Here is a 24,671-nt window from a genome sequence, read left to right as displayed (position 1 = left end):
GTATGAAAGAAAGTTGGTGCAAGTGTGGGTAAAATTATTGCGATCGCCAATCAAAAAGGCGGCGTAGGAAAAACAACCTCTTCAGTGAACTTGAGTGCCTGCCTTGCTTATTTAGGCCAAAAAGTTCTCTTAATAGATATCGATCCCCAAGGAAACGCGACAAGCGGAGTAGGGGTTAATAAAGGCGACGTCGACCAGTGCATTTATGAAGTGCTGATTGATGACGTTAACATCAAAGACACGATTATGGAGACAAAAGTTGAAAATCTTCATATTGTGCCTGCTACAATATCATTGGCAGGAGCAGAAATCGAGCTTGTATCGACGATTTCAAGAGAAGTTCGGCTGAAAAACGCTATAAATGAAGTAAAAGACCAATACGATTTCATCATCATCGATTGCCCGCCGTCATTAGGATTATTGACCATTAATTCACTTACAGCCTCTGATTCAATTATCATCCCCGTGCAATGCGAGTATTATGCGCTTGAAGGGTTAAGCCAACTGCTAAGCACAATCCGCTTAGTCCAGAAACACTTGAATCACGATCTCATGATTGAAGGCGTATTGCTTACGATGCTGGATGCACGGACGAATTTAGGGATACAAGTGATTGAAGAAGTGAAAAAATACTTCCAAGACAAAGTGTACCGGACGATCATTCCCCGTAATGTGCGTTTAAGCGAGGCACCGAGCCACGGCGAACCGATCATCATTTATGATCCGAAATCTAGAGGGGCAGAAGTCTATCTGGAATTAGCGAAGGAAGTGATTCGTAATGGCTAAAGGATTAGGCAAAGGAATCAATGCATTGTTTCCGGGCGAATCAGTCAGTGAATCCGAAAAAATCAATCAAATCAGCATCAGCCAATTACGGACGAATCCGTATCAACCCCGTAAAATTTTCGATGAAGCGGCATTGCAGGAGTTGTCTGAATCGATAAAAGAACACGGCATTTTACAGCCTATAGTGGTCCGGAAAGTCGGAAACCAGTTTGAATTAGTGGTAGGGGAAAGACGGTTCCGCGCAGCAAAACTTGCGAAAATGAAGGAAGTTCCAGCGATTGTAAAAGACTTAAACGACCAGCAAATGATGGAATTAGCTATATTAGAAAACCTTCAACGGGAAGATTTAACGCCGATTGAAGAAGCGGAAGCTTACCAAAAGTTGATGGAAGCCTTAAGTTTAACTCAAGAACAACTTGCTTTCAGGCTCGGAAAAAGCCGTCCGCATATTGCAAACCATGTCCGTTTATTGGCTTTGCCGGAACCTGTGCGCCAGATGATTTCGGACAAGAAATTAACAATGGGCCATGGCCGTACTTTGCTTGGATTGAGAGCGAAAAAGCTGATTTTAGAAACGGCTGAAAAAGTTGTGAAAGAAAATATGAATGTGCGCCAACTTGAGAATTTGGTGCAGCGACTGAATGAAGATGTTCCACGTGAAACAAATGAAAAGAAAAAGGATTTATTTATAGAAGAAAAGCAGTCCGAATTGAGAGACCGTTTCGGAACGAATGTGCAAATCAAGAAATCAAAAAACAAAGGCAAGATCGAAATCGAATTTTTCTCAGAAGAAGATTTGGAACGGATACTTGAACTTTTAAACTGACAAGCACCTATTTCCTGAAAAGGGAAATAGGTTCTGTTTTGTCGGAAGAAAAGCGGAGGCTCCCGTATAGGCTCGACAAGCTTAAGGCGCATGGCGTGGAAATCTCGATTTCCTAAGCCAGGTGACTTAAGACCTCGAGAGCCTGAGAGCTGCAGCTGGACAAGAAAAGCGGAGGCTCCTGTATAGGCTCGACAAGGAAAAAGAGGAAGCGATTGAAAATTACATAGCACCGGGAAGGGGAAGTAAAGCGATGGTTCTCTTAGGAACATTGGTTAATGCGATTTTGATCGTAGTGGGAACGCTGATCGGCAGGGCGCTTCGGAATATTCCCGAGAAGATGAAAGAAACGGTCATGTATGTGATTGGCTTGGCTGTAGTGGTATTAGGGCTGCAGATGGGGTTAGAGAGCCAAAACTTCATTGTCGTCATCATCAGTTTGGTGTTTGGTGCTGTAATCGGTGAATGGATGAATTTAGATAAGAAGCTAAATGATTTTGGACGCTGGATCGAAGTGAAACTGGGAGCTAAAGAAAGCAAAGACAGCATAGCCCAAGGATTTGTAACCGCTACGTTGATATTTGTAATTGGGGCTATGGGGATTATCGGGGCGCTTGAAAGCGGCTTGAGCAACGAACATGGCGTCTTGATATCAAAAGGTTTGATAGATGGCTTCACATCGATTATACTGGCGTCTACCCTTGGAATCGGTGTGCTGTTAGCAGCAATTCCGGTATTTGTTTACCAAGGATTAATCGCTTTATTTGCTACTCAAATCAGTTTGATCGTTCCGGAAGCGGCATTGGATATGTTCATTACGGAAATGACCGCAACCGGCGGCGTTATGATTGTTGCCATCGGATTGAATTTGATGGGGCTAACGAAAATGCGCGTGGCGAATTTATTGCCGGGTGTCATAGTGGTAGGGCTGATTGTCACGGTGATGTTTAAAATGAACTTAGGATAATTGTGTGCAAGGAAGGTGAAAGCGTGACTGACGATACAAAGGCTGCAGTAGGCGCAGTAAGTACATTCACAGAAAATGTGAAAGACATTTTGACCGATGAGAAAATGTGGGTAGGAGTAGGTTTTGTGGCCCTAAAAGTGATTTTGATCATCGTTGCGGCAGTGATTGTAGTGAAACTCGCCCGTCCGTTAATCCGGAAAACTTTTTCGGTGCGGATCAAAGGGCCGCTTCATTACAATGAACGCCGCCAGCAGACGTTATCGAAATTGCTTGAAAACGTGGTCGCTTATGTTGTTTATTTTATGGCTATAATTGCGGTGTTGTCCGCTTTTACAATCGATGTCACCGGACTGATTGCCGGGGCCGGGGTACTGGGTCTCGCTATCGGTTTTGGTGCACAGAACTTAGTGCGTGATGTGATCACCGGTTTTTTCATTATTTTTGAAGACCAGTTTTCAGTAGGCGATTATGTCCGAGTGGGCCAAGCGGAAGGAACCGTTGAAGAAATCGGCCTTCGGACCACAAAAGTCAAAGGATTCACTGGGGAATTGTTCATCTTTCCGAACGGCAATGTAACGGATGTGGTCAATTTCTCTATCCATAACTCCATTGCCGTTGTGGATGTGAATATTTCCTATGAGTCCGATATTGCACGAGTGGAAAAGCTGATCCAGGAATTTCTTGTTGATCTTCCGGAAAGATACGAGCAGATTATCAAACCGCCTGAATTGCTCGGCGTCCAAAACATTACGACGACAGAAATCATTATGCGAATCACAGCAGAAACTTTGCCGATGCAGCATTTTGCCGTTTCCCGCGGCATCCGGAGAGATTTGAAAGAGTATCTGGATCGAAAAGGTGTGGAAATTCCGTATCCACGGATGGTTATGGTGCAGCGTTCACCGGAAGAATCAAATCCTTCTGTTATTGCAAAAAAATAATAAAGGAGACTCCCAACGATGGAAATGAAAGAATTTGGCTTAAATGATGTGGTGGAAATGAAAAAAGGGCATCCTTGTGGGGCCAATGCTTGGAAAATTATTCGCATGGGCGCAGATATCCGCATTAAATGCGAAGGCTGCCAACATAGCGTGATGATTCCTCGAGTCGAGTTCAATAAAAAGATGAAAAAGATTTTAGTCAAAGCGGAAGTCCCGGAATAAGCGGTTCGCTTTGCAAAAGCTTTGAGGAATGGACAGATTCGTGTTTCATTCCTATAATGGAATGGTTGCATAAAAATAATTCGTTTTATATAGAGGAAAGGTCGTGAATCCTATGGCATTAACTGCAGGGATTGTAGGATTACCAAACGTGGGGAAATCCACATTATTTAACGCTATCACAAAAGCGGGGGCTGAAGCAGCCAACTATCCGTTTTGTACAATAGACCCGAACGTCGGGATCGTAGAAGTTCCAGATGAACGGTTAGACAAACTGACTGAATTGGTCGTACCGAAAAAAACCATTCCAACAGCATTCGAATTTACCGATATTGCCGGAATCGTTAAAGGCGCCAGCAAAGGTGAAGGGCTTGGAAATAAATTCCTTTCGCATATCCGTGAAGTAGATGCCATTTGCCAAGTTGTCCGTTGCTTCGCTGACGAAAACGTGACGCACGTATCCGGAAAAGTAGATCCGATTTCAGATATCGAAGTCATCAACTTGGAATTGATCCTAGCGGATATGGAAAGCATCGAAAAGCGCATTGCGCGCGCTGCGAAACTGGTAAAGCAAAAAGACAAAGATGCTGTTGCTGAAGAGCCGGTATTGATGAAACTGCGTGAAGCATTTGAAGCAGGGCATATGGCGCGTTCAATCGACTTCACAGACGATGAATTTCAAATCGCGAAGAACTTGAACTTGTTGACATTAAAGCCGATGCTTTACGTGGCTAACGTTTCTGAAGATGAAATTGCAGATGCAGAAGATAACGAATACGTTCAAAAAGTGCGTGAATACGCAGCGGAACAAAATTCTGAAGTAATCGTCGTTTGTGCGAAAATCGAAGAAGAAATGGCCGAGCTGGAAGACGAGGAAAAAGAAATGTTCCTTGAAGAGCTGGGCATCCAAGAGTCGGGGCTTGACCAATTGATCAAAGCTTCTTATAATTTGCTTGGATTGGCTACTTACTTTACTGCTGGCGTTCAAGAAGTGCGCGCATGGACCTTTAAAAAGGGAATGAAAGCTCCGCAATGTGCGGGCATCATCCACTCTGATTTCGAACGCGGATTTATCCGTGCCGAAACAGTGGCATACGAGGATTTAGTTGAGCTGGGTTCCATGGCTTCAGCGAAAGAAGCAGGGAAAGTACGTCAAGAAGGCAAAGAGTATATCGTAAAAGACGGCGACGTTATGCTGTTCAGATTCAACGTCTAAAAGTTAATTTCGACACCAATGATGAGAATATAAGGTCGCAGCAGCGATAAAAATAATAAAAACCGGATGCCTCAACCGCATCCGGCTTTTTTTCGGGGAGGCATATCAAATTGTTATTATTTGTATACGGAACATTGAAACAAGGCGGCAAGTATCATGCGTATTTGGAAGAAGCGAATCTAGTTTCTGAGCATGCATCAGCAAAAGGATCGCTTTATGACACAGGGCTTGGCTATCCAGCTTTTAGTTTGGCTGGAAGCGACGATGTCGTGGGAGAAGTTTATGATATTCCAGACGTCTTATGGCCGGCCCTCGACTTTTTAGAAGATTGTGTGGGTGACGAAAGCGATCTTTATGAGAAAAAGACCTTAACTGTCCAAACGGAAAACGGGACGCTAGAAGCGGTCGTCTATTTGGCAAGACAACAGGAGTTATTGAAAACGAAGATTTCTTCAGGCAACTGGGAAATCGTCTATGCCTAAAAAAAGCCCCGAGTGGAATCACTCGGGGCTTTTAAATTATCGAAAAACTAGGGGATTTTAACATCGTTTTTTATAGATCGCACTTCGGTGCTCTGGACAGGATTCCCGCAATAAGCCGAGAAGACCGCTCGTCTTATTGCTCCACTCTGTCCGGAACCGCACCGGTGCTAGAGAACTCTTAAAAGATACAGAGCGAAATAGCAGAGACATTATTCTTAAGCCGCACAGCTTTTAGCATCGTGCACTTCGTTGCTGTTTTACGGAATAAGGTGTTCACGAAAACAATTTAATTTTGGTTTCACTTTTTTGAATAAACTTAAAGCCCCGAGCACATTCACTCGGGGCTTTCGTTTATCGGTTTGCTGTCGTATAGGTGAAGGCGCGGAAGTTCCGGGTCGTCAAGCACCCAGATATCTTTCTTTTCTTTTAGAAGTTCACGGTACATGATGAAATCACCGGCAGCACCGGCAGCAAGCATAGCCCCGAGCAAAACAAGAACTTGGTCCTCCATCCAAAATCCGATGAGGGTAGGAAGGACAGCCGTGGTCCAAAACGGCAGCAGCAGCGCTTTTCTCATGGCCGAACTTGGCAGAGGGGTGCTGGTCGTGGCATAGGCGATGCCCAATTTTAAATTAAGTCCGTATTTTAAAGAATCGAAAGAAACTTTTCCAAAGAGCAGGAAGCCGATTAAATGGAAAAGTTCATGCAGCACAATCAATACGGTATAGCCGATGATGAAATAGAGAATAGCAGAAAAGGAAAAGCCAAAAGATAAAGGTTCCGCGAAAAAATGATAGGCAGCGGCGAAAATAACCAACAGCAAAATATTGATCCATAAAAGCTTAGGGGCAATCTCTTCCAAATTTATATCGATGACGCGAGAAGGTTCCATTTGTTCACTTCCTTTATTATTTTCTATCTCCACTATAGCTTACGGGAATGTGAAATACACTTGCAGAGGCAATGGCATTGTGATACAATACAGTGATGTGAGTAATATTATGAATTGCTTGCTCCTTGCCCGCTGGAAACAGCAGGGCCCAAGTCCATGAGGAGGTGACAACACGATGAGAGAATACGAATTAATGTATATTATTCAGCCTGCAATTGAAGAGGAAGCGAAAAAAGCTCTAGTTGAGCGTTTTAACGAAATCCTAACTTCAAACGGTGCTGAAATCATCGAGTCGAAAGAGTGGGGTAAACGTCGTTTAGCTTATGAAATCAACGATTTACGTGAAGGTTTCTACCAAATCGTAAAAGTTAATGCTGGTTCTGAAGCTATCAACGAATACACACGTCTTGCGAACATTAACGAAGACATTATCCGTCATATCGCTATCAACAAAGAAGCGTAAGCGTATAAACCTGTAAATATTGACTAAAAGGGGGTTGAATTCTGATGATTAACCGAGTTGTTTTAGTCGGAAGACTGACAAAAGATCCTGATCTTCGTTATACGCCAAGCGGAGCGGCAGTAGCACGCTTTACACTAGCTGTAAACCGGACTTTCTCCAATGCGCAAGGTGAAAAGGAAACGGATTTTATCAATTGTACGGTTTGGCGCAAGCAAGCTGAAAACACGGCGAACTTCTTGAAAAAAGGAAGCCTCGCTGGTGTAGAAGGCCGCATTCAAACTGGCAGCTACGAGGGACAAGACGGAAAACGCGTTTACACGACTGAAGTAGTAGCAGACAGTGTTCAATTCCTTGAACCTAAAAATTCTGGTGCTGGTGCAGATCGTTCACAAGGGCAGCCATCTTATCAGCAGAACCAATCGCCAAGTCAGCAAAACCATACCCGTGTAGATCAAGACCCATTCTCAAGCGGCAGCGGCCCGATCGAAGTATCGGATGACGATTTGCCATTCTAAGACAAGCTTGAACTAACGGACACAAATTTAATACAAAGGAGGTAATTCGATATGGCACCACGTCGCGGAGGCAAAAAACGCAAAAAGGTTTGTTATTTCACTTCAAACAACATTACGTACATCGACTATAAAGATACTGACCTATTGAAGAAATTCATTTCTGAAAGAGGAAAAATCTTGCCACGTCGTGTTACAGGCACAAGCGCTAAATGGCAACGTAAGTTGACAATCGCTATCAAACGCGCTCGTATCATGGCACTTCTACCGTTTGTTGCGGAAGAAAAATAAATAAGAAAAGCGGAAGCAGCTGATCAGCCAGGTGCTGGAGTCTGGACATAAACATTCTCCTTTTAAGCTATTTTCATATTATAAGAAAGGCCGGGAAACCGGTCTTTTTTTATTTGGTTTACTTAAAGAAAGCCAATCAAAAATTTTTTTATCCGTCTCATCCAAGTAAACTCTTCTTTCAGCCTTCTTCAGCTTTGCTGAAGAGGCGTTTTTTGTTCCTGCACTTCAATCATGTTACAATTACAAGGATGAAATAAACCCGAAAGAAGGGGACAAATACTCGAATGCAGAATCAACAAACAAGACAACTTACACAGGGTGCCATGATGGCCGCAGTCTTTACGGTGCTGCTGGCGATTTCCATTTATGTGCCTCTTTTACAGATTGTCAGTTCGCTATTTCTAGCGCTGCCAATCGCTTGGTATAGTGCAAAATATGGCGGCAAAGCTTCGGCTCTTTTTACAGCAGTCTGTCTGGTTTTAACCTTTATCATCGGCGGAATATTGTCGTTGCCGCTTGCGCTTATCCACATCCCGCTCGGCTTGGTCATCGGTTTGTCTATTTATAACCGGAAAAGCAAGCTTTTTATGTTCATGGGATCAAGCATTGTCATTCTGATATCTCTAGTCGTGCAATATGTAGCTTCGATCGCATTGCTCGGCATCAATGTTTTGGAAGAATTCATGACTGAGATGAAGAATTCATTTCAACAGACAAGTGCTATAATGGAAAATTTCGGCACCTTGCCGGAGGATTACACTGAAAACATGAATCAGCTATTGCTGTCCATGGAAATCTTAATGCCGACATGGCTAGTATTGGGTGTATTTATGGCCACTTGGGTCATGCTCCTTCTCTTGCTGCCAGTGTTAAAACGATTGGGGATCGAAGTTCCGGCATTCCCTCCTTTCCGGGAGATGAAATTGCCGAAATCCGTATTATGGTATTACTTGATCGTCATCGTGGTTTCCGTGTTCACTGAATTCCAGCCGGGAACCATGCCTTATATGATTTTGATGAACGCAACCCTCATGCTCCAATTCCTATTGTTCTTGCAAGGGATTTCGTTCTACCATTACTACATCAAGCAAGAAGGCTGGCCAAAATGGGTGACGGTCATCGTGACCATCCTAGCCATACCGCTGCAATCATTTACGAGCATCGTTGGAATCGTGGACCTTGGATTTGATATCCGGGGCTGGGTGAAGCGGGCACACGAGTTTAAAGGAAAATAAGGAGCTGAAGAGAATGTCGGCTTTTTTTAGGAAAAGAAAACTTCGATATCCGCTTATAGCGCTGCTAGTGTTAGGGTTAGTGGCGGCAATTCTGATTTCACTTTGGTCGGAATGGGCAGCAGGAGGTTTTGTCCTGCTTTTTGCGGCAGCATTTGCCGCTGCCTGGATGACAGAAAAAAGAGTGTACGAAGAAACGGAAAAGCATATCGAAACGCTGTCTTACCGCGTCAAAAAAGTGGGCGAAGAAGCGCTGCTAGAAATGCCGATCGGGATTTTGCTCGTCAATGAAAATTTTGATATTGAATGGGCCAATCCGTATATGACAACTGAATTGGAGTACGATACCTTAATCGGCGAATCGATTTATAGCTTATCCGATGAATTTCATACAATGATAAAATCGGAGGAAGCGAAAGAAACGATCATCACGCTTGGTGAACGGAAATACCGGGTTTATTACAAAGCGGATGACCGGTTATTCTACTTATTTGACATCACAGAGCAAGTGGAAATCGAAACGCTTTATTATGCCGATCGGACCGTCCTTGGAATTCTCTTCATCGATAACTATGATGAATTGTCTCAAGGGATGGACGACCAGACGCGAAGCAATTTGAACAGCCTGGTCACTTCGCTGATCAATGGTTGGGGCGCCGACCACGGGATATTCGTGAAGCGGATTTCATCGGACCGGTTTATGGCTGTGTTCAATGAATCCATTCTTAAAGAGCTGGAGTTGTCGAAATTTGCAATACTGGATAATATCCGGGAAGTGACATCAAAAGACAATTTGGCATTGACCTTGAGTATCGGGGTCGGTGCAGGCTCGGCTTCCTTAGTGGAGCTTGGCAGCATGGCGCAGTCCGGACTCGACCTGGTTCTTGGGCGCGGCGGCGACCAAGTGGCGATCAAACATCCAAGCGGCAAAGTGAAATTTTACGGCGGCAAGACCAATCCTGTCGAAAAACGGACACGGGTGCGTGCGCGCGTCATTTCCCACGCATTGCGCGATTTGATGCAGGAAAGCGACCAGGTCTTTGTCATGGGCCATAAAATGCCCGATATGGACGCCATCGGAGCGGCAGTCGGCGTTGCCAAAATGGCTGCGATGAATAAAGTCAACGGCCGCATCGTTCTGGATTTCAATGAGTACGACCGCAGCGTCATGCGCTTAATGCAAGAAATCGAACAAGATCCGGATTTATTCGACCGCTTTATCACACCGGAAGAAGCGCTTGCCGATATGACGGACAATTCACTGCTCGTCATTGTCGATACGCACAAACCTTCAATGGTCATTGATGAACGGCTGCTGCAGCGCATGGAACGGATCGTCCTGATCGACCACCATCGCCGCGGCGAGGAATTCATCACCAATACGATGCTCGTTTATATGGAGCCTTACGCATCTTCAACGGCGGAACTGGTGACCGAATTGATCGAGTATCAACCGAAATATGAAAAACTGACGATGCTTGAAGCGACGGCTATGCTTGCCGGCATCATCGTCGATACGAAAAGCTTCACGCTCCGCACAGGGGCAAGAACGTTCGAAGCGGCATCGTATTTGCGCTCGAATGGCGCTGATACGGTGCTGGTGCAGCGTTTACTAAAAGAAGACCTGGATACTTACGTGGAACGTGCGAAAATCGTCCAGACCGTCGAGTTTGTCGGGGACGGCATCGCCATTGCCAGAGGCGAACCGGGCCGCATTTACAGTCCGGTGCTGATTGCCCAGACGGCAGACATCCTGCTGACGATGAAAGACGTCAATGCGTCGTTCGTCGTAGCGGAAAGAGGCGAAGGCGGCATAGGCATCTCGGCACGCTCCCTTGGAGAAGTGAACGTGCAGATCGTCATGGAAAATATGGGAGGCGGCGGACATTTAACGAATGCCGCAACGCAAATCCCCGGCTCTACGATCGATGAAGCAGTCGACCGGTTAAAAGAAGTAATTACCGAACAATTTGAAGGAGGCACAACTGAATGAAAGTGATATTCTTGAAAGACGTTAAAGGAAAAGGCAAAAAAGGCGAAATCAAAAACGTGGCGGATGGCTACGCACATAACTTTTTATTGAAAAACAACTTAGCGAAAGAAGCCGATCAGGCAGCGATCAGCCAATTGGCTGGACAGAAGAAAAAAGAAGAAAAAGAAGCTGAAAAAGAATTGCAGGAAGCACAAGAGCTGAAAGCGAAGCTAGAAAACCTGACAATCGAATTAAAAGCGAAATCAGGGGAAGGCGGCCGTTTATTCGGTTCGATTACAACCAAGCAAGTGGCAACAGAACTTGAGAAAAAACATGGCATCAAAGTGGATAAGCGCAAAATGGAATTAGATGATGCAATCCGTGCACTTGGCTATACAAACGTGCCAGTCAAATTGCATCACGACGTCACAGCTACTCTTAAAGTCCATGTAACAGAAGAAGCGTAAGGTGATGACCCGATGAACGAAACACTGGATCGTGTCCCTCCGCATAACCATGAAGCCGAGCAATCGGTTATTGGGGCCATCTTTTTAGAACCGCAATCGTTAATCACCGTAGCAGAAATCGTTATGCCGGAAGATTTTTACCGCCTCGCCCATCAAAAGATTTTCCAGACCATGCTGACGCTGTCAGACCACGGAAAAGCGATTGATGTTGTGACGGTAACGGAAGAATTGTCGGTCAAAAAGGAACTTGAAGACGTTGGCGGCTTGTCGTATTTAACGGAAATCGCCAATGCCGTTCCGACGGCTGCAAACGTTGCGCATTACGCCCATATCGTGGAAGAAAAGTCGCTATTGCGGCGCTTGATACGGGTTGCGACTTCGATTGTGGAAGACGGTTTTACGCGCGAAGATGAAGTGGAAGCTTTACTTTCGGAAGCTGAGAAGAAAATGATGGAAGTGTCGAACCGCAAGAATGCAGGCGACTTCATCCATATCAAAGATGTACTTGTAAAAACCTATGATAATATCGAATTGCTCCATACCCGAAAAGGAGACGTTACAGGCATTCCTACAGGCTTCCGTGACCTGGATAAGGTAACAGCAGGGTTTCAGCGCAACGACTTGATTATCGTCGCTGCACGGCCTTCTGTCGGTAAGACAGCTTTTGCATTGAATGTCGCCCAGAACGTGGCAACAAAAACCGACGAGAATGTCGCGATTTTCAGTCTGGAGATGGGGGCCGAGCAGTTGGTTATGCGTATGCTCTGTGCAGAAGGAAACATCGATGCGCAAATCATGCGGACCGGAGCTCTTCAGAATGAGGATTGGCGCAAACTCACCATGGCAATGGGAAGCTTGTCGAACGCCGGAATCTTTATCGATGATACGCCGGGGATCCGGGTCAACGATATCCGTGCCAAATGCCGTCGCTTAAAACAGGAATACGGCCTTGGCATGATCATGATCGATTATCTTCAGTTGATCCAGGGACCTGGCCGTTCCGGGGAAAACCGGCAGCAGGAAGTATCGGATATATCCCGCTCGCTGAAAGGCCTTGCCCGTGAACTGGAAGTTCCGGTTATCGCCTTGTCCCAGTTGTCGCGTGGCGTTGAGCAGCGGCAAGATAAACGTCCGATGATGTCCGATTTGCGGGAATCCGGAAGTATTGAGCAGGATGCTGATATTGTATCCTTCCTGTACCGTGAAGATTATTACGACAAAGAGACCGAAGATCAGAACATGATTGAAATCATCATTGCCAAGCAGCGTAACGGCCCGACCGGTACGGTGAAATTGGCATTTGTGAAGGAATACAATAAATTCGTGACCATTGACTGGAGCCAGCACGAAGGCGGTCCGGATTTCTGAAAAAAACGAACGATAGATGCAGAAATGCATTTATTGTTCGTTTTTCTTTGGGATTTTATTGACGAAAGGGCATTTCACTGCTACAATAGAGACTGTTTGAGATAGGGCGCAAGCCTAACGGAGGTGCGGACAATGACATCAGTCGTAGTAGTAGGAACGCAATGGGGAGACGAAGGAAAAGGGAAAATCACAGATTTTCTATCTGAGCACGCAGAAGTGATTGCGCGTTACCAAGGCGGAAACAATGCTGGACATACCATCATTTTCGGCGGCGAAACGTATAAATTGCACTTGATTCCATCGGGGATCTTTTATAAAGACAAAATTTCAGTAATCGGCAACGGAATGGTAGTAGACCCGAAAGCGCTAGTAAAAGAGCTGAAAGCTTTGCATGAACGCGGAGTCACTACTGAGAATCTGCGCATTTCCAACCGTGCACATGTCATTCTTCCTTACCACATCAAGCAGGACGAAGTGGAAGAAGCGCGCCGCGGGGCGAATAAAATCGGAACAACGGGCAAAGGCATCGGGCCTGCTTATATGGACAAAGCAGCGCGTGTCGGTATCCGCATGGCGGATCTTTTAGACCATGTTGTGTTCGAAGAAAAACTGCGTATGAACTTGAATGAGAAAAACCGGATGTTCGAGAAATTCTACGAAACAGAAGGATTCACAGTAGAAGAAATTATGGAAGAATATTATGGATATGGCCAAGAAATCGCCAAATACGTAACCGATACGTCGAAAGTATTGAATGATGCAATCGATGATGGCCGCCGTGTCCTTTTTGAAGGCGCTCAAGGCGTTATGCTCGATATCGACCAAGGAACTTATCCTTTCGTCACTTCTTCTAACCCGGTAGCCGGTGGTGTAACGATCGGCGCTGGTGTTGGACCGACAACGATCCAGCACGTAATTGGTGTATGTAAAGCTTATACATCACGCGTTGGAGACGGCCCGTTCCCGACTGAACTTTTTGATGAAGTCGGCCAACAGATCCGCGAAGTCGGCAAAGAATACGGTACGACTACTGGCCGTCCGCGCCGCATTGGCTGGTTCGACAGTGTAGTCGTTCGCCATGCAAGACGCGTCAGCGGGTTAACGGACTTGACGGTTAACTCAATTGACGTATTGACAGGCCTTGAGACAGTGAAAATCTGTACAGCTTACCGCTACCAAGGTGAATTGATCACGGAATATCCTGCGAACTTGCGTATGCTTGCTGAGTGCGAACCGGTATACGAAGAACTGCCAGGTTGGTCAGAAGATGTAACGAAATGCAAATCCCTTGATGAACTTCCGGATAATGCCCGCCATTACTTGGAGCGCATTGCCCAATTGACAGGGGTACAGATTTCGATTTTCTCGGTCGGCCCAGACCGCAACCAAACGAATATCGTAACAAGCGTTTGGCGTTAATGTGAAAAACGAAAGTGATCAACTAACGATCGAATAGGATAAAAGAGCTGAAATGGACCTTCATTTCAGCTCTTTTTTTATGTTTTTATGTTATTTTAACAAAATGTACACATTTATTACTGTTGAAAACTCTTTCTATGTAACAACTATGACAAAAAACAATCATTTTAACAAAAATATATTAGAAAATATTGCTATTAACGCGGGAAAAGAAAGAAAAATTACATAAAAATAACCAGTAATTAGAATTTATTGCCAAAAATGCGACAGCCTGTTTACAAAAAAGCGATTGGTGTTATTTCAAAATAAGAATGTGCTAGAGTAATGGAGGCTTAGAAAAAGAGCGAAAGCAGCAGCGAAAATGCTGTCAATAAAAGCAGGGGGAAAACAATTAAAATGAAAGAAAAAAAGAAAGCGGGCCAATCGACTAAATTGAAATTGGCGGCTGCATCCATTCTGTTAGTGACAGGCTTTGGAATTAATACCGTTTCAGCAAAACCTATTGAAGAATCAAGGCTAGAGCCCATTTACCATATATACAATAACGGCGAATACTTAGGGGCCGTCAGTAATAATGAGTCGCTAAAAGCGGCAGCAGAAGAAAAAATCGACCATCCACAATCGGCTTACGAAGAGTTGAATCTCCAGGTAGACCGTCGAGTGAATGTCATCGAAGAAAAAGTCTTCGCTTCGCCTATTTCAAGGGATGGCGAAGCATTCGACCGGGTAGCGGCAGCTTTGCCGATCAAGGCAGCTGCTTTCAGGCTGGCTGCAGGCGATGAGACGGCAGTGTATGTAAAAGACCGGGAAGCCTACAATGAAACCATCAAGCAAGTGAAGCTGGCATTTGTATCGCCCGAGGAGTTGGCGGAATGGGAAGAGCGGATGGAGACAGGGAAAGCACCTGCAGAAATCGGAGTCGGCGAAAGCCGGCTAATGGATTTAGCTATTGCCGAGAAAATTTCCGGCGCTTCCCAGCAAATCGATCCTTCGGAAGTAATGACGGTGGACCAAGCCGTGAGCTACTTGCTGAAAGGCGAACGGCTCCACCAAGCGGCAAATGGGGAATCCGCCCAAATGATCGCGGAGAAATTTAATGTGACAGTAGAAGATTTGAAGGAAATGAATCCGAATCTGAATTTGGCTGCGTTTGACGCCGGCACTTCCATAAAGATTGCTGAAGAAGGGCCGAAAGTGACCGTGCACGTTCAACGCGAAGAAAAGACGGCAAAAGCCATTCCGAATAAAACCGTCACGAAGAAAGACAAGCATGTGCTGGTCGGCGAGAAAAAAGTGAAAGAAAAAGGCGCGGCCGGAGAAAAGCAATTAACGTATGCAATCCGGGAAGAAAACGGCAAGCGGACCGGGCGTACGGTGTCAGAAGAAGCCGTGGCGAAAGATCCGGTTGACCGCATTGTCCTGGAAGGCACGAAGCCATTGCCGAGTGTCGGGACCGGAAAATTTGCTTGGCCTGCTGAAGGCGGCTATATCTCAAGCGGCAGAGGCGAACGTTGGGGACGCCTGCATAACGGCATCGACATTGCCCGGCCAGACGGACTTGCGATTAAAAGTGCCGACCACGGCGTCGTAAAAGCAGCCGGGGCGGCCGGCACTTTTGGCAACCGCGTCGTTGTAGACCATAAAAACGGTTATGAAACCATTTATGCGCACCTTTCATCCATTGATGTCAAAGTGGGCGAAAAAGTCCCGAAAGGCAAAAAACTGGGCGTCATGGGCTCTACGGGACGTTCAACCGGCCTTCATTTGCATTTTGAAATTTCCTATAAAGGCGTCACCAAAAATCCGTTAAATTATATTAAATAAACTTTTGAATCGATCCATTCACGTGGATCGATTTTTGTTATTTTATTGGCGCATCGAAATTAGCGGAAATACAGCCGGCAGTATTTCCCGGGGAATAGTGGAGAGGGAGTCAGAGATGCGAAACCTCTCCAACAATGATAAAGTAAAGGGTAGAAAAGAATGTACAGCGAAGGAAATTCCATCGAAAGCTGGAATAAAAAGGGGAGAAAAACTGATGAGTAAAACGATTTTGGTTGTAGACGACGAGAAGCCGATTGCGGATATACTGCAGTTTAATTTGAAGAAGGAAGGGTTCAATGTCGTTTGTGCCTACGACGGAGATGAAGCAGTGAAGATTGCAGAAGAAATCCAGCCGGATTTGATGCTTTTGGACATTATGCTGCCAAACCGTGATGGCATGGAAGTATGCCGGGAAATCCGCAAGAAGTTCGATTTTCCGATTATCATGCTGACGGCAAAAGACTCGGAAATCGATAAAGTGCTAGGGCTTGAACTGGGAGCGGATGATTATGTAACAAAACCATTCTCTACCCGTGAATTGATTGCGCGCGTAAAAGCGAATTTGCGCCGACAGAATGTCACGCCTGCAGATGAAGAAGGGCCAAGCTCGAATGATATTGAGGTAGGTTCTTTAACCATTCAGCCAGACGCATATTTGGTCCAGAAACGCGATGAAACAATTGAATTGACTCACCGCGAGTTTGAATTGCTTCATTACCTCGGAAAACATATTGGCCAAGTGATGACCCGCGAGCATTTATTGCAGACGGTATGGGGCTATGATTATTTTGGAGATGTCCGTACAGTCGATGTAACAATTCGGCGTCTGCGTGAAAAAATTGAAGACAACCCAAGTCACCCGGCCTGGATTGTGACCCGCAGAGGAGTAGGTTATTACTTGCGGAATCCTGAACAGGAGTAGGTTGAATGCACAAGGTAGGTTTTTTTAAATCGATTCATGTGAAATTTGTGCTGATATACATCCTGCTCATTTTACTGGCGATGCAGATTATCGGCTTGTATTTTGCACAGCAACTGGAAGATTCATTGAGTAAAAACTTCAAAGATTCGATAGAGGATCGGATGAATATTGTGGAGTTCAGTGTCCGTGAAGAATTGATCAAGGACCGGACAGATGAAGATTTAACGCTTGAACAAAGCTTGTATTCCGTCCTTTACGGATTCCAATCGGAAGATATTGACGAAATTCGGGTCATCGATTCGAGCTATCGGATCCTGGCTTCTTCAGAGATTGAAAATCAATCATTGGTAGGGCAACGGTCAACCGATGAATTGGTCATGCAGTCGGTTGTCGGGGAAACACCGCTCGACCGCACGAAGATCAATCGCCAATCCGAGCGGCGTATATGGGTCCGGACGCTGCCGATCATCACATCAGGCGGTGAAGTTCTCGGTACTTTATATATGGAAGCGGATATTGAGAATGTTTATGAACAAATGAATGAAATTAACTCCATTTTAGCAGTCGGAACCGCCATTTCCATGGCAATTACCGCTATTTTAGGAGTGCTGGTGGCACAGACCATCTCAAAACCGATTTCTGATATGAGAAGGCAAGCCCAAGCGATGGCAAAAGGAAATTTCTCACGGAAAGTCCGGGTTTACGGAGAAGATGAAATTGGCCAGCTGGCAAGGGCATTTAATAATTTGACGAACCGGTTGCAGGAATCACAGCAATCGACTGAAAGTGAACGGAGAAAATTGGCATCGGTCCTGTCGAATATGACAGATGGCGTATTATCGACCGACAGAAGAGGTCGCGTCATCCTGATCAACGATCCGGCGCTCCGCCTGCTGAATGTTTCACGTGAAACGGTCATCAACCGGCCAATCACTTCGGTTCTGAACTTGGAATCCGAATATACATTTGAAGATTTGATCCACATAAAAGAAGCGATTACGCTGGACTTCAGCAATTATGAAGAAAGTACGCTGCTCCGGACAAGCTTCTCTGTCATCCAGAAAGAAACCGGCTTTGTAAACGGCGTTATCGCCGTCTTGCATGATAACACCGAGCAGGAAAAAATCGATATGGAACGCCGCGAGTTTGTGGCGAACGTGTCGCATGAATTGCGGACGCCGCTTACAACGATGAGAAGTTACTTAGAAGCTCTCGCAGACGGTGCCTGGGAAGATCCGGATTTAGCTCCGAACTTCTTGAACGTTACCCAAACCGAAACCGAGCGCATGATACGCCTCGTCAACGATTTGTTGAAACTATCGAAAATGGATTCCAATGAAACGGAATTGAACAAAGAAATGGTCGAGTTCAATGTATTCTTTAACCGCATCATTGACCGTTTTGAAATGTCGAAATCCCAGAACGTCCATTTTGAGCGCCAGTTGCCAAAAGAACAGTATTTCGTGGAGATTGATCCCGATAAACTTACCCAAGTTATCGATAATATCATTTCAAATGCATTGAAGTATTCTCCTGAAGGCGGGAAAGTCCGTTTTGATATGATGGAACAAGACGGCTTCATCATGATTCGCATCAGCGACCAAGGAATGGGGATTCCGAAAGAAAATGTCGATAAGATTTTCGACCGTTTCTACCGCGTCGATCGGGCGCGTTCTAGGGAAATGGGCGGTACGGGCCTCGGCCTGGCGATTTCAAAAGAGATGATCAATGCTCATGGCGGCGTAATCTGGGCAGAAAGCCAATACGGCCGAGGGACGACGATTTATTTCACCTTGCCTTATGAACTTGATGATGGAGATGAGTGGGAATGAAATACATTGAACAAATCAAATCCATTGCCTTAGCATTATTGATTTTTTTGAGTTTAGCTCTGACTTTTACCATTTGGACCTTTACACCGACACTTGAAACAATTGAGACGACTTCAGCAGTGGAAGTGGAATTGGGAGAAAAGAAAGTCGTGGACCAAGTGGTACAGCCGCTTAATGTGCTGTACCAATTTAGCGATGAAAACATCACGGGGACAAGCGACCAGGAACAGATTACGCTGCTGCTTAGCGAGATGGAGCAATGGCAAATCCATGACTTGGCGATTGTCGTGGAAGAAGCACCTCTTGAAACCTTGAGAGCGTATCTTCATGATACGAACCGTGCCGTCCTTTACTATCCTGCGCCTGTTCCGTTTCCCGTCTATGACGACATGATGGATATCACGGACAAGACCATTCCGGAAGCGTCTTTTGACCGGGTCGTCATCGATTGGGGCAATATAAACGGCAATAATTTTAGTCTGTATTTTGTTAACACCAAATCGAAAAGAATTTACACAGGAAGTGTATCTGCGATTCAATTGAAGCGGTTTGACTCGGCGATTGTCCAGCGGGCTTTCGAGTACGCTACTTATGTTACGAATGAAAAAATAGGGGAATTGCCGATCTACATCCAAAAAGATGCAAAAGATGTAACGACTTACCGTTACTTGCAGGAAGACATTCCGCCGCAGCGCTTTGTCGATGGGCTTTTTGAAAATCCCGGCAGCGTGCAATCAACAGGGGCAATCACCAATAAAGAATACAGCGATGAATCAGAGGCGATAATGGGCGTAGAAGATACGAATAAGAGCATCACCTATGTCCAGCCAAAAGCGGAAACATCCGATCCCGCGATTCCATCCGATTTGATCTTTAAAACGGTGGATTTCATCAATAGCCATAGCGGCTGGACAAATGACTACCGCTATTTCAATATGGTGCCCCTGAATCAGCAAATCGAATATCGCTTGTTTGTCGATGGGGCACCGGTCTTTGGGCCGCTTGCCACGGATTTAAAGCTGAATTGGGGGATTGAGTCGGAAGTGGAGCAGATTTTCCGCTACGAACGCCCATTTTACATCCTGGAATCTTGGGGAGAAACCGGCACGACGAAAATGGAAGCCGGCGAATCCGTTTTGAAAGCTTTCAATCATCTGGATGAAAAGGATCTAGCGACCATTACAGACATTGTGCCCGGCTATGAATTAAGGCGTGATGACCGAGAGCCCGAGCGGCTATTGAGCTTGGAACCGGCTTGGTACTTTAAAGCGGACGGCAAATGGCATCACCTTTCCAAAGAAATGCTGGGAGGTGGCAAATTTGGATTGGAGTAAAACAAAATCCATCTTTATCATTGTCTTTGCCATATTGAATATCTTTTTATATTCTTTGTACTTGGAACGGTATAACGCTGGGCAGCGATTGGAAGAACTGACCATTCCATCGATTGATGAAAAGTTGGATCTTGAGAATATCACTTACGAAGAGCTTCCGGAAAATATAGGGAACCAAGCCTATTTGACCGGAAAGAAGAAATTATTTGTAGCGAATGATGTTCCGGGTGTAGACTTACAGATGAACACGACGAATGAAAATGCGTTAATCGTCACATTCGACGAACCGCTGCCACTTAGCGGAGACCCGGACGAAGAAGTTCTGACCGAATTTGTGGAAGGAACCATCTACGAAGGGGAAGATTACGTCTTCTGGAGGATGGATGAAGAAGAGCAGGAAGCGATATTCTTTCAAGAGATCAACGGAAAACCACTGTTTTACAGCGACAACGGTTTATTGACGCTGCATTTTAATGAAGATGCGAAAGTCACTCATTATGAACAGAGCTTGTTCGAAAATGTGGAAGAAGCCGAATTGCAGAAAAAAGTGATTCCGCCGCTTCAAGCCATTCATACCCTATACCAGAAACAAGTATTAAAGCCGGATACCCATATCGATTCGGCAGCGCTTGGCTACACGGAATATGTCACGGTTTCCGAAAACACAGTGATGTTTTTGCCGACATGGCGCATTCGGGCTACGCTTGCAGATGGCAGCAAAGATGAATATTTCGTCAATGCCATCAAAGACGGCGTAGTGGAAGTCAAGAAAGATGAGATTGAGCTCGAAGAATAAGGAGTTTTTATTATGCGTTTTAGTGTGCTAGCAAGCGGCTCAAGCGGCAATGCTATCTATATAGAAAACGATCAGCATTCATTTCTTGTGGATGCGGGGTTGAGCGGGCGAAAAATGGAAGAGCTTTTCGCTTCGATCGGCAAAAGCATGAGCAACCTGGACGGCATCTTGGTGACGCATGAACATAGCGACCACATCAAAGGTCTCGGCATTGTCGCAAGAAAACATAAAGTGCCGATTTATGCGAACGCCAAAACATGGGAAGCCATGGACGGATTGGTTGGTGCGATTCCGGTGGAGCAGCGTTTCCATTTTGATATGGAAACGGTAAAGACGTTTGGGTCGATTGATATCGAATCGTTTGCGGTGTCCCACGATGCGGCAGACCCGATGTTCTACGTGTTCCATGAAAACGGCCGGAAGCTTGCGCTGATTACCGATACCGGCTACGTCAGCGACCGCATGAAAGGCATCATCCAGGCATCGGATGCTTTTGTTTTCGAAAGCAACCACGATGTCGGGATGCTGCAGATGGGGCGTTACCCGTGGTCCGTTAAGCGGCGCATCCTGAGTGATGTCGGGCACGTATCGAACGAAGATGCAGCCGTGGCGATGAGTGAAGTGATGGCGGAAAAACCGACGCGCATCTACTTGTCCCACTTGAGCAAAGACAATAATATGAAAGACCTCGCACGGATGAGCGTCGAACAGACTTTGCAGACAAAAGGCATCATCGTCGGTGAATATGTCGACTTGCTTCATACCGATGCGAACATCCCCACCGAATTAGTGATTGTGTAATTGATAAAGCCGGAAGCGCAGCTGCTTCCAGCTTTTTTTTAGTTTGGAGCGTATTTTTTTGGTAACAGGGCGTATTTTAAGAGTTACTGTGCATATTTACAGCGCTATAGAGCGTATTTTGAGATCAACTGAAGCATTATTAAATCCAGTTTGCTGCGGCTTGCATTGTCCGTTTCGGATTCTTAAACTAAGGTTATATAAAGAGTAGTTGAATTGAGAGAGAGGATGAATGCGATGGGATATTATAATAGCCCACAGAAGCAGAGCCGTGCAGGGACGTTCTTGGCAGGAGTAGCGGGTGTCGCGGTTGGTGCGCTTCTTGTGTGGCTTTTGTTTTATTCGGTGCCGGGTTTAGCGCCTGGCAATGAAGAAGAATCGGCGAACACGTCAGAAGCGGTAAAAACAGACAACTCCACGGATCAATCGTCAACAGCAGTGGAAATTACGACAGATGTCACGCAAGCTGTGGAAGAAGTAGCGGATGCGGTGGTCGGAATTACGAATTTACAAGCGGGGTCTGATTTCTGGTCGCAGACCCCAGGACAGGAACAAGCCGTCGGGACCGGTTCAGGTGTCATTTATAAAAATGAAGGCGGCACAGCTTACGTGGTGACGAACCATCACGTAATTGAAGGAGCCAATGGCATCGAAGTCACGCTCGCAGATGGCTCGAAAGTGGAAGCGACCCTTGTCGGAAGTGATATCTGGACCGATTTGGCGGTTCTTGAAATGGACGGTGCCAATGTGCCGGACGTAGCTGAATTCGGGGATTCGGATGTATTGAAGCAAGGCGAAACCGTTATCGCGATCGGCAATCCGCTCGGCCTTGATTTTTCGGGATCGGTTACGACCGGCGTAGTTTCTGGAACAGATCGTGCGGTTCCCGTGGATTTGGACGGAGACGGACAGGAAGATTGGCAAGCGGAAGTTCTTCAGACAGACGCAGCGATCAACCCCGGGAACAGCGGCGGCGCGCTTGTGAATTTAGCCGGCCAGCTGATTGGCATCAACTCGATGAAGATTGCGACTTCCTCTGTGGAAGGAATCGGTTTTGCCATCCCGATCAATTCAGCGATGCCAGTGATCGAATCGCTTGAAGCGAATGGTGAGATGGTACGGCCAGCGATGGGCGTCACGCTTCTCGATCTTGCTCAAGTGCCGCAGACTTATCGTGCAGAAACCTTGAATTTGCCGGAAGATGTCACAAAAGGCGTTGTAGTGAATTCAGTCGTGGCCGATTCGGCTGCAGCAAAAGCGGGAATGGAGCAATTTGACGTCATTGTTGAAATGGACGGGGAAGCAGTCGGTGACATCATCGAACTTCGCAAACATCTATACAATGAAAAAGAAATTGGCGACACGCTGGCAGTAAAAGCTTATCGCAACGGAGAACTCATGGACTTCGAATTGGAGCTTGTGGACAACTCTGCTTTATAATTTTTGAAAGAAGCTGTTCTTGCAACAGCTTCTTTTTTATATGCGGCAGGAATCTAAACCTCCATACCGAATAAAACACCATAACACATTAAAATTTTTGGAGGGATTCCATGTTTGCAAGCATTGATGATTTTTTGCGGGAATGGCAGCCGGAAGCGGAAGGCACTCAGAAGGTCTTGGATAACTTAACAGACGCTTCACTGTCGCAGCAAGTAACAGCGGATCACCGGACATTAGGACGTCTTGCTTGGCATTTGACGACCACTTTTGATGAAATGGTTGCTGGGCACACGGGACTCCAGTTTGAGGCGGCTAAATTTGGAGAGCCGGTTCCTGAAACAGCTAAGGAAATTGCGGACGCTTACCGACGGACAAACGAATCCATGATCGGAGCCATCCGCCAGCAATGGACAGACGAAACCTTAACAGAGGAACGGGATATGTACGGAGAGATGTGGACGATTGAGACGGTCCTGAAAGTGCTCTTTACCCATCAAATCCATCACCGGGGGCAGATGACCGTATTAATGCGCCAAGCGAGTTTGAAAGTTCCAGGATTATACGGGCCATCAAAAGAGGAATGGGCGGAGTTCGGGGGACAAGCGCCGGAAATTTAATAAGGGAAGTTACGCCATCTTTCATTTTGAGAATGGAAGGTGGTTTTTTAATGGGTAAAAGTTTGTAATGTTATTGTAATCTTTGTAAAGAATTTTAAAGAAAAGCGCAGCAATGTTCGTGAAAGCATAAAAATGACATGTGGATAACTTTTTTAGAAAAGCCAATCTATTCACAATCCACAGGCATTTAAAACCCCGGCTTTCAGTAACCGTTTTCTTCTGGTAAAATAGCTTGTGGATAAACGTGAACGAATTGTGTATAACTGTGTGGAATATTCGGAAATTAAAGGAGGCGAAAAAAATGGAGATCAAATCATGCAAAACCCACGTGGAGCATGCGTTAGACATGTTTGTGGCGGAGACAAAAAGTTATCCTATTCTTACAGAATTATCAGATGGCGAAAAGTTATCCACAAAATGCGACTACTGTGAAGAGGCTGCAACGTATCTTGTGGCGAACGAATGAGCGGGCACAAGATATAGAAAATACTGTGGATATGTGTATAACTTCTGTTAGTAAGTTGTTTGTAAAGATTGCGTAAAGGGGGATAAGTTGTGAATATCTCAATTATCAGTGTAGGTAAGCTAAAAGAGAAATACTTGAAATCGGGAATTGAAGAATACACGAAACGGCTGGGAAGCTACGCTAAAGTCAACGAAGTCGAAGTGGCGGATGAAAAAGCGCCGGAGCAATTAAGTGAAGCGGACATGGAAATCGTCAAAAAGAAGGAAGGCGAACGGATCCTGGCTAAAATTGCACCGGATGCCTACGTCATCGCTTTAGCCATTGACGGCAAAATGAAAACATCCGAACAGCTCGCAAAAGACATCGAATCGCTGATGACTTACGGCCGCAGCAAAATCGTCTTCGTCATTGGCGGATCGCTCGGCCTCCACGAGGAAGTGTTGAAGCGTGCGGATGAGAAGCTGTCATTTTCGAAAATGACGTTCCCGCACCAGTTGATGAAGCTGATTTTGGTGGAGCAAGTGTATCGGGCTTTCCGGATTATGAAGGGGGAACCGTATCATAAGTAAGTAATATTTATAAGAGGAAAAAT

At 45.6% G+C, this 24,671-nt stretch carries 26 protein-coding genes; 25 read left to right on the top strand and 1 reads right to left on the bottom strand.

Annotated features, from left to right (window positions below; all coding sequences use genetic code 11):
* Positions 1-24: 24 nt before the first annotated feature.
* The 7 genes from AC2EXB_RS19095 to AC2EXB_RS19065 all read left to right on the top strand — a co-directional run bounded on the left by AC2EXB_RS19095 (position 25) and on the right by AC2EXB_RS19065 (position 5,434).
* Positions 25-786, top strand: coding sequence for a ParA family protein (locus AC2EXB_RS19095; RefSeq protein WP_483602883.1), 762 nt, complete (start codon positions 25-27; stop codon positions 784-786).
* On the top strand, positions 779-1,612 hold the full coding sequence (locus tag AC2EXB_RS19090; protein WP_235197731.1) for a ParB/RepB/Spo0J family partition protein: 834 nt from the start codon (positions 779-781) through the stop codon (positions 1,610-1,612). The genes AC2EXB_RS19095 and AC2EXB_RS19090 overlap by 8 nt, the downstream gene beginning before the upstream one ends.
* Before the next feature lie 250 nt (positions 1,613-1,862).
* A complete protein-coding gene (locus AC2EXB_RS19085) occupies positions 1,863-2,576 on the top strand; it encodes a DUF554 domain-containing protein (protein ID WP_235197730.1) in 714 nt (237 codons plus the stop codon).
* A 104-nt stretch (positions 2,577-2,680) separates the two neighbouring features.
* Positions 2,681-3,517 carry a mechanosensitive ion channel family protein gene (locus AC2EXB_RS19080; RefSeq protein ID WP_483604793.1) on the top strand — a complete coding sequence of 279 codons (837 nt, stop codon included), beginning with the start codon at positions 2,681-2,683 and terminating at the stop codon, positions 3,515-3,517.
* 18 nt (positions 3,518-3,535) lie between these two features.
* A complete protein-coding gene (locus tag AC2EXB_RS19075) occupies positions 3,536-3,739 on the top strand; it encodes a DUF951 domain-containing protein (RefSeq protein ID WP_251476978.1) in 204 nt (67 codons plus the stop codon).
* Between the two features lie 112 nt (positions 3,740-3,851).
* Complete coding sequence (ychF, locus tag AC2EXB_RS19070) at positions 3,852-4,952, top strand: redox-regulated ATPase YchF (RefSeq protein ID WP_235199345.1); 1,101 nt, start codon at positions 3,852-3,854, stop codon at positions 4,950-4,952.
* 110 nt (positions 4,953-5,062) lie between these two features.
* Positions 5,063-5,434 carry a gamma-glutamylcyclotransferase family protein gene (locus AC2EXB_RS19065; protein WP_483602881.1) on the top strand — a complete coding sequence of 124 codons (372 nt, stop codon included), beginning with the start codon at positions 5,063-5,065 and terminating at the stop codon, positions 5,432-5,434.
* 334 nt (positions 5,435-5,768) lie between these two features.
* On the opposite strand, the gene AC2EXB_RS19060 is transcribed toward AC2EXB_RS19065, so the two are convergent.
* Positions 5,769-6,326 (bottom strand): DUF3267 domain-containing protein, encoded by a 558-nt coding sequence (locus AC2EXB_RS19060; protein WP_483602879.1) that lies wholly within the window; start codon positions 6,324-6,326, stop codon positions 5,769-5,771.
* A gap of 175 nt (positions 6,327-6,501) precedes the next feature.
* On the opposite strand from AC2EXB_RS19060, the gene rpsF reads away from it, so the two are divergent.
* From rpsF to rlmH, 18 genes are all read left to right on the top strand, one after another.
* Positions 6,502-6,789 (top strand): 30S ribosomal protein S6, encoded by a 288-nt coding sequence (gene rpsF, locus AC2EXB_RS19055; RefSeq protein WP_235197727.1) that lies wholly within the window; start codon positions 6,502-6,504, stop codon positions 6,787-6,789.
* 44 nt (positions 6,790-6,833) lie between these two features.
* Positions 6,834-7,304 (top strand): single-stranded DNA-binding protein, encoded by a 471-nt coding sequence (gene ssb / locus AC2EXB_RS19050; protein WP_052649571.1) that lies wholly within the window; start codon positions 6,834-6,836, stop codon positions 7,302-7,304.
* Positions 7,305-7,355: 51 nt separating this feature from the next.
* Positions 7,356-7,592 (top strand): 30S ribosomal protein S18, encoded by a 237-nt coding sequence (rpsR, locus tag AC2EXB_RS19045; RefSeq protein ID WP_052649572.1) that lies wholly within the window; start codon positions 7,356-7,358, stop codon positions 7,590-7,592.
* Between the two features lie 284 nt (positions 7,593-7,876).
* Positions 7,877-8,827, top strand: a complete 951-nt coding sequence (locus tag AC2EXB_RS19040; RefSeq protein ID WP_235197726.1) for a YybS family protein — start codon at positions 7,877-7,879, stop codon at positions 8,825-8,827.
* A gap of 13 nt (positions 8,828-8,840) precedes the next feature.
* Complete coding sequence (locus tag AC2EXB_RS19035) at positions 8,841-10,817, top strand: DHH family phosphoesterase (RefSeq protein ID WP_235197725.1); 1,977 nt, start codon at positions 8,841-8,843, stop codon at positions 10,815-10,817.
* The gene (gene rplI, locus AC2EXB_RS19030; RefSeq protein ID WP_235197724.1) at positions 10,814-11,263 is read left to right on the top strand and encodes a 50S ribosomal protein L9; all 450 of its coding nucleotides are present in this window, start codon (positions 10,814-10,816) and stop codon (positions 11,261-11,263) included. The genes AC2EXB_RS19035 and rplI overlap by 4 nt, the downstream gene beginning before the upstream one ends.
* 12 nt (positions 11,264-11,275) lie before the next feature.
* On the top strand, positions 11,276-12,631 hold the full coding sequence (dnaB, locus tag AC2EXB_RS19025; RefSeq protein ID WP_235197723.1) for a replicative DNA helicase: 1,356 nt from the start codon (positions 11,276-11,278) through the stop codon (positions 12,629-12,631).
* A 132-nt stretch (positions 12,632-12,763) separates the two neighbouring features.
* The gene (locus AC2EXB_RS19020) at positions 12,764-14,050 is read left to right on the top strand and encodes an adenylosuccinate synthase (protein WP_251476966.1); all 1,287 of its coding nucleotides are present in this window, start codon (positions 12,764-12,766) and stop codon (positions 14,048-14,050) included.
* A gap of 396 nt (positions 14,051-14,446) precedes the next feature.
* Positions 14,447-15,874 carry a LysM peptidoglycan-binding domain-containing M23 family metallopeptidase gene (locus AC2EXB_RS19015; RefSeq protein ID WP_483602876.1) on the top strand — a complete coding sequence of 476 codons (1,428 nt, stop codon included), beginning with the start codon at positions 14,447-14,449 and terminating at the stop codon, positions 15,872-15,874.
* A 214-nt stretch (positions 15,875-16,088) separates the two neighbouring features.
* The gene (gene yycF, locus AC2EXB_RS19010) at positions 16,089-16,796 is read left to right on the top strand and encodes a response regulator YycF (RefSeq protein ID WP_052649579.1); all 708 of its coding nucleotides are present in this window, start codon (positions 16,089-16,091) and stop codon (positions 16,794-16,796) included.
* Between the two features lie 5 nt (positions 16,797-16,801).
* Complete coding sequence (gene walK, locus AC2EXB_RS19005; protein ID WP_251476962.1) at positions 16,802-18,628, top strand: cell wall metabolism sensor histidine kinase WalK; 1,827 nt, start codon at positions 16,802-16,804, stop codon at positions 18,626-18,628.
* Complete coding sequence (locus tag AC2EXB_RS19000) at positions 18,625-19,962, top strand: YycH family regulatory protein (RefSeq protein ID WP_483602874.1); 1,338 nt, start codon at positions 18,625-18,627, stop codon at positions 19,960-19,962. The genes walK and AC2EXB_RS19000 overlap by 4 nt, the downstream gene beginning before the upstream one ends.
* Positions 19,949-20,758, top strand: coding sequence for a two-component system regulatory protein YycI (locus tag AC2EXB_RS18995; protein WP_483602872.1), 810 nt, complete (start codon positions 19,949-19,951; stop codon positions 20,756-20,758). The genes AC2EXB_RS19000 and AC2EXB_RS18995 overlap by 14 nt, the downstream gene beginning before the upstream one ends.
* 12 nt (positions 20,759-20,770) lie before the next feature.
* On the top strand, positions 20,771-21,559 hold the full coding sequence (locus AC2EXB_RS18990; protein ID WP_235197718.1) for an MBL fold metallo-hydrolase: 789 nt from the start codon (positions 20,771-20,773) through the stop codon (positions 21,557-21,559).
* A 234-nt stretch (positions 21,560-21,793) separates the two neighbouring features.
* Positions 21,794-22,996 carry a S1C family serine protease gene (locus AC2EXB_RS18985; protein ID WP_483602870.1) on the top strand — a complete coding sequence of 401 codons (1,203 nt, stop codon included), beginning with the start codon at positions 21,794-21,796 and terminating at the stop codon, positions 22,994-22,996.
* A gap of 110 nt (positions 22,997-23,106) precedes the next feature.
* Positions 23,107-23,613 carry a DinB family protein gene (locus AC2EXB_RS18980; RefSeq protein ID WP_483602868.1) on the top strand — a complete coding sequence of 169 codons (507 nt, stop codon included), beginning with the start codon at positions 23,107-23,109 and terminating at the stop codon, positions 23,611-23,613.
* Between the two features lie 301 nt (positions 23,614-23,914).
* The gene (locus AC2EXB_RS18975; RefSeq protein WP_235197715.1) at positions 23,915-24,079 is read left to right on the top strand and encodes a CxxH/CxxC protein; all 165 of its coding nucleotides are present in this window, start codon (positions 23,915-23,917) and stop codon (positions 24,077-24,079) included.
* A gap of 89 nt (positions 24,080-24,168) precedes the next feature.
* Positions 24,169-24,648: a 23S rRNA (pseudouridine(1915)-N(3))-methyltransferase RlmH gene (gene rlmH / locus AC2EXB_RS18970; protein WP_251476946.1), complete on the top strand. Its 480-nt coding sequence runs from the start codon at positions 24,169-24,171 to the stop codon at positions 24,646-24,648.
* Positions 24,649-24,671 lie beyond the last annotated feature (23 nt).

It is taken from the genome of Planococcus alkaliphilus (assembly GCF_057031095.1).
Note: the sequence above shows the minus strand (reverse complement) of the source record. Positions and strands in the feature narration are given on the sequence as shown.